This window comes from Hymenobacter aerophilus DSM 13606 (genome assembly GCF_000382225.1).
Classification (GTDB): Bacteria; Bacteroidota; Bacteroidia; order Cytophagales; family Hymenobacteraceae; genus Hymenobacter; species Hymenobacter aerophilus.
This window is the reverse complement of the sequence record NZ_KB907815.1, coordinates 60,983-73,227: the sequence shown is the minus strand read 5'-3', so window position 1 is coordinate 73,227 and position 12,245 is coordinate 60,983. Positions and strand designations below refer to the sequence as shown.

Sequence of the window (12,245 nt, the reverse complement as noted above, 5' to 3'; positions counted from 1 at the left end):
ACCAGTTGCGCAACTCCGGCCCGTCAGCCTAACCTACCCGGCCCGGCCCGTTAGCCCACCAGTACCGGCTCGCGCTTCTGCTGCGGGTGCAGGGTGGGGGCGTCGGTGGAGTGGGTGTGCGCGGCGCGGTAGGCCCGCTCGAATATCAGCGGGAAGATGAACAGCGTGAGCAGCGTGCCGGTAATCAGGCCGCCAATTACCACAATGGCCAGGGGCTTGCTGGTTTCCGAGCCGATGCCGGTGCTGAGGGCGGCCGGCAGCAAGCCAATGGTGGCCATCAGGGCCGTCATCACCACCGGCCGCACCCGCGACGTCAGGCCGTCGGCAATGCTGCGGTCGAGGCTCAGCTTGCGCACCATGTTCTGCTTGAATACCGATATCAGAATCACCCCGTTCTGAATGCAGATACCAAACAGGGCAATGAAGCCGATGCCGGCCGAAATGCTGAAGTTGGTGTGCGTAAGCAGCAGGGCCGCAATGCCGCCGATGATGGCAAACGGCACGTTCAGCAGCACCAGTCCGGCATCCTTGAGGTTGCCAAACAGCATGAACAAAATGAAGAAGATGAGGGCCAGCGACACAGGCACTACCTGGGCCAGCCGCTCGGTGGCGCGCCGCTGGTTTTCGAAGTCGCCGGTCCATTTCAGGCTGTAGCCCTTGGGCAAACCCACTACGTCGTTCACCTTTTTCTGGGCCTCGGCAATCGTCGAGCCCATGTCGCGGCCCCGGATGCTGAACTTGACGGCGGCGAAGCGGGTGTTGTCGTCGCGGTAGATGAGCGAGGGGCCGGTGACTTCCGAAATGGTGGCAATTTCCGACAGCGGCACGGTTTTGCCGTTGTGGGTGGGCACCATCAGGGCCGAAATTTCGGCGGGGCGCTGGCGGAACTGCTCCTGGTAGCGCACCCGAATCGGGAATTTCCGCTCGCCCTCGTACAGCTGAGTGGCCTGCTTGCCGCCCACGGCCATTTCCAGCACGGCGTTGGCGTCGCTTTTGCTCACGCCGTACTGGGCCATGCGCTCCTCGTCGAGGTCGACGTGCAGCTCGGGCTGGCCGATGTTGCGCAGCACGCCCAAATCGTCGATGCCGTCGATGCGTTTGAGCACGCCATACACCTGGCGGGCCTTTTCCTCCATCAGCCGGAGGTCGGTGCCGTAGATTTTGACGGCAATCGAGCCCTTCACGCCCGAGGCGGCCTCTTCCACGTTGTCGGTAATTGGCTGGGAGAAGTTGAAATCGACGCCCGGAAAGCGGCTGAGCTTCTGCTTCATCTGCGCAATCAGGGCCTCGCGCCGGTCCTTGTGCTTCATCCGGGCCTGCACTTCGGGTGTGTGCTTGAGCTGCACCAGAAACTCGTTGTTGTAGAAGCCGGTCGGGTCGGTGCCGTCGTTGGGCCGGCCGGTCTGGCTCACTACGTCGCCCACCTCCGGGAAGCTCAGAAACACGCGCCGCATCTCGTTGCCCAGCTTGTTGCTTTCGTCGAGCGAGATGCTGAGCGGCAGCTGGGCCCGCACGTAAATCGAGCCTTCGTTCAGCTCGGGCAGGAACTCGGAACCCAGAAAGTGAAACGAGCCCAGGCCCAGCACCACGGCCGCGGTGGCCACCAGCAGGCTGGCCGTTTTGCGGGCGTAGGTGAAGGCAAAGATCCGTTGCGCCCCCCGGTTCACGGCGCGCACGAAAAAGTTGTCCTTTTCCACCACGTTCTTTTTGAGCAGCAGCGAGGCCAGCACCGGCACGAGCGTAAGCGTAAAAATCAGCGCTCCGAGCAGGGCGAAGCCCAGCGTCCAGGCCAGGGGCGAAAACACCTTGCCTTCTACCTTTTCGAAGGAGAAAATGGGCAGCAGGGCCGTGATGATGATGGCCTTGGAGAAGAAAATGGCCTTGCCCATGTCGCGGCCGGTTTTCTTGATGAGGCCCAGCTTGGCGAGCTTGTTGAACCGGGGCATGCCCACCTTGTGGGCTTTGTGGTCGAGGGCCACAAACAGCCCCTCCACCATCACTACGGCCCCGTCGATGATGATGCCGAAGTCGATGGCGCCCATGCTGAGCAGGTTGGCGCTCATGCCCCGCAGCCGCAGGCAGATGAAGGCAAACAGCAAAGCCAGCGGAATAATAATGCCCACAATAACCGTCGTGCGCCAGTCGGCCATAAACAGGAACACGATAACCGTCACCAGCACCATGCCTTCGAGCAGGTTGTGAATCACGGTTTCGGTGGAGAAGTCGATGAGCTGCTGCCGGTCGTAGAAAGTGCTGATTTTGACGTCGGAGGGCAGAATCTTATCGTTCAGCAGCGCCACTTTCTCCTTGAGCCGGGCAATTACCTCCGTCGGGTTTTCGCCCTTGCGCATCACCACAATGCCTTCGAGCACATCATCGTGGTAGCCCCGGCCCACGCGGCCCAGCCGCGGCAGCGCCGACTCGTGCACGAGGGCCACGTTCTTCACCAGAATCGGGGCCCCGTTCACGTTTTTGACAACCGTGTTGTTGATATCGGCGATGTTGTTGAGCAGGCCGATACCGCGCACCACGTAGTTCTGCTGGCCCTGGCTGATGACGTCGCCGCCCACGTTGATGTTGCTGCGCTGCACGGCGTTGTAGAGGTCGAGCGGGGTGAGGCCGAAGGTCTGCAGCTTGCCGGGGTCGGCGCTGATTTCGTACGCTTTCACCTCGCCACCGAAGCTGTTCACGTCGGCCACGCCGGGCACGGCCTTCAGGTTGCGCTCCACCACCCAGTCCTGCAGGGTTTTCAGCTCGCGGGTGGTTTTGGTTTTGCTTTGCAGCGTGTAGCGGAAAATTTCGCCCGTGGGGCCGTAGGGTGGCTGCACGTCGGGGTCGGCGCCCTCGGGCAAATCGGCCTGGCTGAGCAGGTTGTTCACCTGCACGCGGGCAAAGGCGTCGTCCACGCCATCGTCAAAAATCACCTTCACCACCGACAGCCCAAACAGGGTAGTGGAGCGGATGCTGGTTTTTTTCTGAACCGGATTGAGGGAGATTTCGATGGGGGCCGTCACGAACTTCTCCATCTCTTCGGCCGAGCGGCCGGGCCACTGGGTGATGATGGTAATTTCGGTGTTCGTTACGTCCGGGAAGGCCTCAATCGGCGTGTTGCGGTAGCTGATGACCCCGGCCACGATAACGGCCAGCGTCATCAGAAATACAAAGCCCCGGTTGTTAAGCGAAAAGGCAATAATGCCCTGGATGAATTTGTTCATTTGTCTTGAGCTGCAAGCTGCCAGCCACAAGCGGCAAGCTTGGGGCAGGCAAATAGGTAAGCAGGAAAAAGTGCTGGTAGAGCGTCAAAGCTTGCCGCTTGTAGCTGGCAGCTGGCAGCTCAAATACTAATCATTCAGCTCGTTGTACACCAGCAGCGGGTTCTGGGCGATGATTTGTTCGCCCTGCTGCAGGCCCGATGCCACGTAGGCGGTGCTGCCCACGGTTTTAGCCACCTGCACTTCGCGGGTTTCGATGTGGTGCCGGTCGTTGAAGACCAGCACGAAATGGCGGTTTTTGTCGAAGACCACGCACTTGGCGGGAATGGCCAGCATTTGGGCGGTGCCGGTGGTCGATACCTTGATTTGGGCGTACATCGCGGGCTTAAGCAGGTAGCCAGGATTGGCCAGGCGCACGCGCACCTTCATCGCCTTGCTCTCGGGGTCGAGCACGTTGAACACCTTGTCGATGCGGCCGCTGAAGTGCTGGTCGGGGTAGGAGAGGGTCGTCACGTCGGCCGCGTAGCCCTGCTGCACCCGGCTGATATCCGACTCGAATACGTTGGCCATAATCCACACGTCGTCGAGGTTGCTTATGGTGAACAGGCTACCCACGTTGTCGGCGTTGAACTGCATGTGGTCGGTCACGTTTTTCTCGGTGACGAAGCCCGAAATCGGGGCCCGCAGCGTGTAGGTGCCATCCGCCGATACGCCGTACACGCTCAGCTGCTTGCGGCTCTTGCCCACGTTGCTCTGGGCCTTGCGCAGCTCCTGGCGCGCCAGGCTCACGTCGCGCTCCGAGGCCAGCCCCAACTTGTACTGGTCGTCGAGCACCGAGAGGTTTTTGCGGGCAATGGCGAGGTCGGTGCCGGCGGTGCTGCTCTGATTCTGCAGGTCGGCAATTTCCGAGCTCCGAATCACGGCCAGCACCTGGCCCTTGCTTACGTGGTCGCCCAGCTCCACGCTCAGCTGCTCCACCACGCCGCCCACCAGCGGGTATACCTGCACGGTTTTGTCGCCGTCGGCGGCAATCTGGCCGGTCAGCGTCAGCTCGTCGCGCACGGGCTCCAGGCGCACCGTGTCAATCCTCAGCTCCCGCAGCATCTGGTCCGACAGGGTAAAGCCCGCCTCGGCCTTGGGGCTGACGGCGGCACTCTGGTCGTCGCTCTTGGAACAGCCCGCCAGCGTCAGGAGCGTGAGCGAGAAGGTAAAGGGGAGGAGGGGGCGGAAGCGGGGCATATGGTTGGGGCTTGAAGGCGGGCGAGGGTCCCAGGGCTAAAGCCCTGGGCTACGGAGGGGAAAAGACTGCTGAATGGGCTGCTGACTAGCCCGGGGCTTCAGCCCTGGGACGTTGGGGCTAGCGGAACACCGGCCGGCCCACGGCGTAATTCAGCTGCTCGAAGGCGCGCACGCGGATGGCGCGCAGGTTGTTGAGCTGCAGCAGGTTGTTCTTGTAGCTCTCGTAGAAATCGAGGTACTCGACAATGGTGAGGTTGCGCTTGGCAAAGCTCTGGTCGATGCCCACCATCAGGCGGTCGAAGTCGCCGGTATCGCGGCCGGCCCCCTGGTAAAGCGCATCGGTCTGGTAGGCCTGGCGCCAGGCTTCCTGCACATCGTTTTCGGCCTGCAGCTGCTGCTGGCTCAGCTGCGCCCGGCTGATGTCAACCTGGTTCCGGGCCGTGCGGATGTTGCCCTGGTTGCGGTTGAACAGCGGCACGGCCACGCCCAGCGTCAGGGCGTTGTAGTTCTGGATGTAGTTGCCGGCCCGGTCGTACACGTAACCCACGGCCAGGTCGGGGGTGGCCAGGGCGCGCTGGTAGCGTAGGTTCTGGGTTTGCTGCTGCACGGCCGCCTGCCGGGCCCGCACGTCGGCGCGGTTTGCCTGGGCCGAGTCGATGAGCTGCTGCTCGGAGTGGCCGGTTAGCGTCAGGGCCCGCAGGCGGGCGTCGTCGGCCTGGAGCAGGTAGTAGGTGCCGGCTTCATCGCGCAGCAAAATGCGCAAATCGGCCTGCTGGGCGGCTATTTCGGCCAGCAGCGCCTGCCGCTCGTTGCGCAGCTGAAAGAGGAAAGCCTTGAGGCGGACAACTTCCTTGAGGGCAATGTTGCCCTTCTCGTACTGGCTTTGGTACAGGTTCACGGTGCGCTGGAAGCTGGCCACTTCCATATCGTACACCCCCACGCTTTGCTGCTTGTAATACAGGTCGTAGAACGTGCTGCGGAGCTGGTAGCGCAGCGTGCGCAGCAAATCATCGAACGTAAACTGCTCAATCAGCATACCCTGGCGGGCCACGTTGGCGGCGGCGCGGCGGCGGCCGGCCAGCGCAAACAGCTGCTGCACCTGCACAATGGTATTGCCTTGGCGCGTTACATCAAGCGCACGGTGGGTGTACTGATTGTAGGCGTTCTGCTCGACGGAAATCGTGGGGTTGTCCCAGAGGCGGGCCTGCTGAATCTGGGCCTCGGCGGCCGAAATGCTGTAGCGCTGGGCCAGCAGCTGCAGGTTGCCGGCCAGAAACCGCTGCTCGGCCTCGGGCAAGGTGAGGCGCAGGGTGTCGGAACCCAGCGGGGCCGCCGTAGCGGAAAGAACGGAAAAGCAGGGTAAAAGCGCCGCTGTCAGCAGCAGGAAAAAGCGAAGCATAACCGGGTTCGGGGTTGGTTATGCAAGAGTACGCCCCCCGTATTAGGAGCAAATTAGAGCCGGATTAGAAACAGATTAGAATGGAAAAAACAGTTGCTAGCTGACAGCTATCAGCTGCTAGCTTCCGTTTTTTGAGCTAACAGCTAACAGCTAACAGCTAACAGCTAACAGCTAACAGCTAACAGCTTAAAATACCACTTCGACTACCGTGCCTGCGCCCAGCTCGGAGGATATGTGCAGCTCGCCGCCGTGCAGCAGCACAATGCGGCGGGCCAGGGCCAGCCCTACACCGTGGCCGCTCACCACCCGAGCATTATCGGCGCGAAAGAAGGGCTGGAAAACCTGCGGCAGCGCCTTGCCGCTAATGCCAATGCCGTGGTCGGTTATCCGGATGCAGCGCTGGCCGGCCCGGTAATCGAAGTGCACCTCCACCGCCTGCCCGGGAGCCGAGTACTTGAGGGCGTTGTCGAGCAGGTTGGCCAGCGCCCGAACCAGCAGCTGCCGGTTGCCCGTAATTTCCAGCCGCTCCGAGTCGGTGGGCAGCTCGCCCAGCGCAATCTGAACGCGGCGGCGCTGATCGGCCGGCAGCGCCTCGCGGGCCTCCCACAGCAGCTCGTCGAGGCGAATATCGTCGGGGCCGGTGAGGCTGGTCTGGGTGCTGGTTTGGGTGAGGTCGAGCAGGTTGTTGAGGAGCTGCTTGAGCTGCTGCAACTCCCCCAGCACCGAGGCCCCGCCCGCCCGGTACTCGGCCGGGGCCCGCTCGCGGCTGAGCAGCACCTGCAGCTCGCCAATGGTGGCCGTAAGCGGTGTGCGCAGCTCGTGCGAGGCGTTGCTGACGAAAGTGCGCTGGGCCTCGAAGCCTTCCTCCATGCGCTCCAGCATGCGGTTGAACGTGCGGGCCAGGCGCGCCAGCTCATCCTGCTCGGAGCCGGTACCCGCCTGCACCCGCAGGTGCAAATCCTGGGTCGTAATGCGGTCGACCTGGTCGTTGACGGCGGCAATCGGGGCAAGGGCACGGCCCGCAAACACCCGCCCGGCCCCGTAAATCACCAGCAAACTCACCACGAAAATGCCGGCCAGCATTTCGGCCAGATGCTCCAGCCGGGCCCGGCCCGAGCGGTTTTGGGCGGCGGCCACAATAATAAAGTCGCCCTGGTTGTCCTGATAATACAAGCCCACTGCCTGCCGGGGGCCCAGGTCAAAATATACTTCCTTCTCGATGGGAATGCGGGCCAGCACCTTGCCCGGAATGCTGATGCGCTTGTCCTGCTCGATAAAGCGAGGCTGAAACTGCCGGTCGTAAATCTGCAGCACTTCGCCGGTCAGCGTGCGCAGGTAGCGGCGCTGAAACTTGCGGAAAGACTCGACGCCCAACTCGTCCTGCTCCAGAAATACGTAGCCCGTCACCTGGGCCCGGTCGCGCAGCCGCTGCTGAAACTCCACGTGCGTGTAATCGACCTGCAGCACAAAGGCCGTGAGCAGCGCCCCCAGCAGCAGCACCGCCACCAGCCCCAGAAACAGCCACGTCAGTCGGTTACGAATAGTCATGCGGTGGTGATTTGGTGATTTGGTGACGTGGTGATTTAGTGGTTTGGTGATTTGGTGAGCTGAAAGAACGTTATGCTGCGCCTGTGGCGAATTAAGCCCACCAAATCACCACGTCGCCAAATCACCACCTCGTCAAATCACTCGCTCCGCAGCACGTAGCCCATGCCCACCACGGTGTGGATGAGCTTCTGCGAAAAGCCCTTATCTACCTTGTTGCGCAGGTAGTTCACGTACACATCCACCACGTTCGAGCCGGCGTCGAAAGAGTCTTCCCAGACGTCGGCGGCCAGCTCGGCGCGGCTGAGTACGCGGCCGGCGTGGCGCAGCAGCAGCTCCAGCAGCCCAAACTCGCGGGCCGTGAGCCTGATGGGCTGGCCGGCGCGCATCACGGTTTTGGCCGCCGTATCGAGCGTGAGGTCTTCGAAGATGAGCACCGCGCTTTTGGCTTGCTGGCCCCGGCGGCGCAGCAGGGCCCGCACCCGCGCCAGCAGCTCCGGAAAATCGAAAGGCTTTACCAGGTAGTCGTCGGCTCCGCCGCCAAAGCCCAGTAGCTTATCCTGGGTGGTGCCCAGTGCCGTGAGCAATAGCACCGGCGTCTGCTGGTCCTGGGTGCGCAGGGCCGCCAGCACCTCCAGCCCGCTGAAATGGGGCAGAATCACGTCCAGAATGATCAGGTCGTAGGCGTGGCCCAGGGCCAGCTGCCGGCCAAAGCGCCCGTCGTAAGCCACCTCCACCTCGAAGCCCTCCTCCTCCAGCCCCCGGCGGATAAAGGCCGACACCTTGGGCTCGTCTTCCACCAGCAGGATTTTCATGGGGCAATTTAGACTTGGAAGCTCTCGGTATTCTATCGTTCTACTGTCCCGGCATCCCAGGGCTAAAGCCCTGGGCTAATCAGCGTTCCAATTGGCGTGCTGCGTAGCCCAGGGCTTCAGCCCTGGGACACTGGAACGCTAAGCGGCTAATCCTCGTCCTCGTAATCGAGGCCCAGCAGCTGGTTGAGGGCCTGCTGAATTTCGCTGGCCGCGTGCAGCTGGCCGGCTTTGCGGGCCACGCGCAGGCCCTTCTGGTAAACTTTTTCGGCTTCGTCGGGCTTTTGCAGGTGCTGGAGCATCTTGCCGGCGTGGTAGTACGTACCCACATAATCGGGGTGCTCATCGAGCAGCGTCTGATAGTAGCGCATGGCCGTTTCGGGCGCCGTTTCGCGGTATTCGGTGGCCAGCGCATAGATGGTAAAGGCGTCTGTAGGGTCGTCTTCGTAGAAGGCCAGGAGCTGTTGCAGACGGCTGGGCGCGGTTTCCATAGGGCAGGAGTTTTGAGTATCTTCGCCCAAATTTGACACTTTCTTTAGTTTCTTCCATATAAGCAGCCGTAGATGAAGTTTCTCGTTTGCATCAGCAACGTTCCCGACACGACCACCAAAATCACCTTCACGCCCGATAACAAGGAGTTCAACAAGGCCGGTGTGCAGTTCGTGATTAACCCCTGGGACGAATACGCCCTGACCCGTGCCATTGAGCTCAAAGAAGCCCAGGGCGGCGGCACCGTTACCGTGCTCAACGTTGGCGAGGCCGACACCGAGCCCAACATCCGCAAGGCCCTGGCCATCGGCGCCGACGACGCCATTCGCGTCAATGCCCACCCCAAAGACGCCTTTTTCGTGGCTAAGCAGATTGCCGCCATTGCCAAAGACGGTGGCTACGACGTCATCCTGATGGGCAAGGAAAGCATCGATTACAACGGTTTCCAGGTGCACGGCATGGTGGGCGAGCTGCTCGGCATCCCGACCGTGGCCCCGGCCATGAAGCTCGATATGAATGGCAACACCGCCACGCTGGAGCGCGAAATCGAGGGCGGCAAGGAAATCGTGGAGGTGAACACGCCCTTCGTGGCCTCCTGCCAGCAGCCCATGTGCGAGCCCCGCATCCCCAACATGCGCGGCATCATGACGGCCCGCACCAAGCCCCTGAAAGTAGTGGAGCCCACCGCCGATGCCCCCCGCACCGAGGTCGACCACTTCGCGCTGCCGCCCGCCAAGCAGGGCGTCAAGCTCATCCCCGCCGAAAATGCCGGCGAGCTCATCAAGCTGCTGCGCAACGAAGCGAAAGTTATCTGAAACTGAATTAATAATTAGTAATTAAGAATTAGTAATTGCTGCGGAAGCATTTGCCGAAACTGCAAAGTCAATTCTTAATTACTAATTGTTAATTATTAATTAAATAAAAATGTCAGTATTAGTAGTTGTTGAATGTGATGGCGGCGAGGTGAAGAAGTCCTCGCTGGAGGTAGCTTCCTACGCCAGCCAGGTGGCCCAGATGCTGGGCACCACCGCCACGGCCGTAGCCGTGGGCGAGGCTACCGAGGCCAATCTGGCCAAGCTCGGCGAGCAGGGTATCGGCAAGGTGCTCTACGATTCGGAGCCCCGCCTGAAAGATTTTGTGAACGGCGCCTACACCAAGCTCATCGCCGCCGCTGCCCAGCAGGAGGACGCGAAAGTGATTGTGCTGGCCAACTCCAACATCGGCGCGGCCGTGGGCTCGCGCCTGTCTATCCGCCTCGAAGCCAGCCTGGCGACCAACGTGGTGGAGCTGCCCAAAACCGATGGTGGCAAGTTCGTGGTGAAGCGCGGCGCCTTCTCGGGCAAAGCCTTTGCCGATGTGGAGCTGGAAAGCGACCGGAAAATCATCGCTGTCAAGAAAAACTCGATTGAGGCCCTGCACGAGGACGGCAAAACGGCCCCGGTCGAGTCGTTCTCGGCCCAATTGACCGACGCCGACTTTGCCGACGCGCCCAAGGAAGTTATCATGCAGGACCAGGCCGGTGGCGTGCTGCTGCCCGAGGCTGACCTCGTGGTATCGGGTGGCCGCGGCATGAAAGGCCCCGAAAACTGGAACCTCATCGAAGACCTGGCCAAGGCCCTCGGCGCGGCTACGGCCTGCTCCAAGCCCGTATCCGACGTTGACTGGCGCCCTCACCACGAGCACGTGGGCCAGACGGGCATCACCGTGTCGCCGAACCTGTACATTGCCTGCGGCATTTCGGGCGCCATCCAGCACCTGGCCGGCGTCAACTCCAGCAAGGTGATTGTGGTCATCAACAAAGACCCCGAGGCGCCGTTCTTCAAGGCGGCCGACTACGGCATTGTAGGCGACGTGTTCGACGTGCTGCCCAAGCTCACCGAGGCCGTAAAGCAGCTGAACTAGCTATAAGTGGATACCAGGTAAATACTGTCATCCTGAGCAGCGCGAAGGACCTTTACAGAAGGTAACTTCAAAAGGATTAGCTTCTGTATAGGTCCTTCGCAAGCTCAGGATGACAGTATTTATTCAGTTCTCCAGACCATAACCACCACCTTGTGAAAAAAATACCGCTCGAAATTCTGGGCCTCTCGTCCAGCCAGTCGCAGTCGGGCTCGTTCGCGCTTATTCTGGGCGAAAAGACCGGCAACCGCCGCCTGCCCATCATCATCGGCATGTTCGAGGCGCAGAGTATCGCCATCCAGATCGAGAAAATCAGCCCCAACCGGCCGCTGACGCACGATTTGTTCCGCTCGTTTGCCGAGCAGGTCCACGTGGCCGTGCTGGAGGTGGTGATTTCCGACCTCAAAGAAGGCGTGTTCTACTCTAAAATCGTGTGCTCCGACGGGGCCAGCACCTTCGAGCTGGATTCGCGGCCATCCGATGCCATTGCCATCGGCCTGCGCTTCGGAGTGCCCATTTTCACGGTGGAAAGCGTGCTCAGTGAAGCCGGTATCATCCTGTCTGACCTCGACGAAACCGACGCCGAAGATTCGGACGACGATGATGATGACGACGACATCGATACCGACGAGCCCCGCGCTACGCCCACGCCCCGCGAGCCCAGCGGCCAGGTGTCGCTCGACGAGCTGACCAAGATGCTGGCCCAGGCGCTGGAGCGCGAGGACTACGAGAAAGCCGCCAAAATCCGCGACGAACTCAACAAGCGCAACGACTAGCTTCATTTTAGCTGTTAGCTTACAGCCGCTAGCTGATAGTTTCCGGGCTACGTCAGGCCGTTGTAGCCTGAAACCCCGCTTGAACATAAGGTTCAGGCGGGGTTTCAGGTTTTAATAGATGGGGCTACCTGCGCTTTCCTGTTTTGCCCGATTATCCAATCCAAAAGCTGTCGGTTAACCGCCGCAGCTGATAGCCCAAAAGATATGTCCGACGACGCCCGTTATCCCATCGGCCAGCCCGAACTGCCCACCGAGCCGCTCGACCGGGGCGCCCGCACGGCCTATATTGCCCACCTGGCCACGCTGCCCGACCTGGTGCGGGCCGCGGTGGCCGGCCGCTCGCCCGAGCAACTCGACCAGCCCTACCGCCCCGGCGGCTGGAGCGCCCGCCAGCTGGTGCACCACCTGCCCGACTCGCACCTGAACGCCTATCTGCGCTTCAAGCTGGCCCTCACCGAAGATAACCCCACCATCAAGCCCTACGACGAAGCCGCCTGGGCCGAGCTGCCCGATACGGCCGCCACGCCGCCAGCCGTGTCGCTGGCGCTGCTCGAAGCGCTGCACATCCGCTGGGTGCGCCTGCTGCGCAACCTCACCGATGCGCAGTGGCAGCGCACCTACTTCCACCCCGATTCCAACCGGGCGTTCACGCTCGATCAGGCGCTGGTGCTCTACTCCTGGCACGGCCGCCACCACCTGGCCCACCTACGCCGCGCCGCCATGGCCGATTCGGTGAGTGAGTAAAAAAAGCTGTCATCCTGAGCAAAGCGAAGGACCTTATTACGCTGAAACGAGTCGTTGTTACGGCCGTTTCAGCGCAATAAGGTCCTTCGCTTTGCTCAGGATGACAGGCGTGTTCGCCAACTAACTTACT

The 12,245-nt window shown here is 61.4% G+C and carries 10 protein-coding genes; 4 read left to right on the top strand and 6 right to left on the bottom strand.

Annotation, left to right across the window (positions count from 1 at the left end; genetic code table 11):
• Window positions 1-50 precede the first annotated feature (50 nt).
• From H145_RS0112630 to H145_RS0112605, 6 genes are all read right to left on the bottom strand, one after another.
• Window positions 51-3,215, bottom strand: coding sequence for an efflux RND transporter permease subunit (locus H145_RS0112630; protein WP_019948522.1), 3,165 nt, complete (start codon window positions 3,213-3,215; stop codon window positions 51-53).
• 126 nt (window positions 3,216-3,341) lie between these two features.
• Window positions 3,342-4,451, bottom strand: coding sequence for an efflux RND transporter periplasmic adaptor subunit (locus H145_RS0112625; RefSeq protein WP_019948521.1), 1,110 nt, complete (start codon window positions 4,449-4,451; stop codon window positions 3,342-3,344).
• A 118-nt stretch (window positions 4,452-4,569) separates the two neighbouring features.
• Window positions 4,570-5,850, bottom strand: a complete 1,281-nt coding sequence (locus tag H145_RS0112620) for a TolC family protein (protein WP_019948520.1) — start codon at window positions 5,848-5,850, stop codon at window positions 4,570-4,572.
• A gap of 186 nt (window positions 5,851-6,036) precedes the next feature.
• On the bottom strand, window positions 6,037-7,398 hold the full coding sequence (locus H145_RS0112615; protein ID WP_019948519.1) for a sensor histidine kinase: 1,362 nt from the start codon (window positions 7,396-7,398) through the stop codon (window positions 6,037-6,039).
• 137 nt (window positions 7,399-7,535) lie between these two features.
• The gene (locus tag H145_RS0112610) at window positions 7,536-8,210 is read right to left on the bottom strand and encodes a response regulator (RefSeq protein WP_019948518.1); all 675 of its coding nucleotides are present in this window, start codon (window positions 8,208-8,210) and stop codon (window positions 7,536-7,538) included.
• Window positions 8,211-8,356: 146 nt separating this feature from the next.
• The gene (locus H145_RS0112605) at window positions 8,357-8,698 is read right to left on the bottom strand and encodes a tetratricopeptide repeat protein (RefSeq protein ID WP_019948517.1); all 342 of its coding nucleotides are present in this window, start codon (window positions 8,696-8,698) and stop codon (window positions 8,357-8,359) included.
• Between the two features lie 72 nt (window positions 8,699-8,770).
• Between H145_RS0112605 and H145_RS0112600 the strand changes: the two genes are divergently transcribed.
• The 4 genes from H145_RS0112600 to H145_RS0112585 all read left to right on the top strand — a co-directional run bounded on the left by H145_RS0112600 (window position 8,771) and on the right by H145_RS0112585 (window position 12,115).
• Window positions 8,771-9,511: an electron transfer flavoprotein subunit beta/FixA family protein gene (locus H145_RS0112600; protein ID WP_019948516.1), complete on the top strand. Its 741-nt coding sequence runs from the start codon at window positions 8,771-8,773 to the stop codon at window positions 9,509-9,511.
• A gap of 109 nt (window positions 9,512-9,620) precedes the next feature.
• The gene (locus tag H145_RS0112595) at window positions 9,621-10,598 is read left to right on the top strand and encodes an electron transfer flavoprotein subunit alpha/FixB family protein (protein ID WP_026351481.1); all 978 of its coding nucleotides are present in this window, start codon (window positions 9,621-9,623) and stop codon (window positions 10,596-10,598) included.
• A gap of 152 nt (window positions 10,599-10,750) precedes the next feature.
• On the top strand, window positions 10,751-11,371 hold the full coding sequence (locus tag H145_RS0112590; protein WP_019948514.1) for a bifunctional nuclease family protein: 621 nt from the start codon (window positions 10,751-10,753) through the stop codon (window positions 11,369-11,371).
• A 204-nt stretch (window positions 11,372-11,575) separates the two neighbouring features.
• Window positions 11,576-12,115: a YfiT family bacillithiol transferase gene (locus H145_RS0112585; protein WP_019948513.1), complete on the top strand. Its 540-nt coding sequence runs from the start codon at window positions 11,576-11,578 to the stop codon at window positions 12,113-12,115.
• Window positions 12,116-12,245 lie beyond the last annotated feature (130 nt).

Coding starts and splice junctions, on each gene's coding strand:
- H145_RS0112595 (WP_026351481.1), top strand. CDS start 9,621: ATGTCAGTATTAGTAGTTGTTGAATGTGATGGCGGCGAGGTGAAGAAG.
- H145_RS0112600 (WP_019948516.1), top strand. CDS start 8,771: ATGAAGTTTCTCGTTTGCATCAGCAACGTTCCCGACACGACCACCAAA.
- H145_RS0112630 (WP_019948522.1), bottom strand. CDS start 3,215: ATGAACAAATTCATCCAGGGCATTATTGCCTTTTCGCTTAACAACCGG.
- H145_RS0112605 (WP_019948517.1), bottom strand. CDS start 8,698: ATGGAAACCGCGCCCAGCCGTCTGCAACAGCTCCTGGCCTTCTACGAA.
- H145_RS0112610 (WP_019948518.1), bottom strand. CDS start 8,210: ATGAAAATCCTGCTGGTGGAAGACGAGCCCAAGGTGTCGGCCTTTATC.
- H145_RS0112585 (WP_019948513.1), top strand. CDS start 11,576: ATGTCCGACGACGCCCGTTATCCCATCGGCCAGCCCGAACTGCCCACC.
- H145_RS0112620 (WP_019948520.1), bottom strand. CDS start 5,850: ATGCTTCGCTTTTTCCTGCTGCTGACAGCGGCGCTTTTACCCTGCTTT.
- H145_RS0112625 (WP_019948521.1), bottom strand. CDS start 4,451: ATGCCCCGCTTCCGCCCCCTCCTCCCCTTTACCTTCTCGCTCACGCTC.
- H145_RS0112615 (WP_019948519.1), bottom strand. CDS start 7,398: ATGACTATTCGTAACCGACTGACGTGGCTGTTTCTGGGGCTGGTGGCG.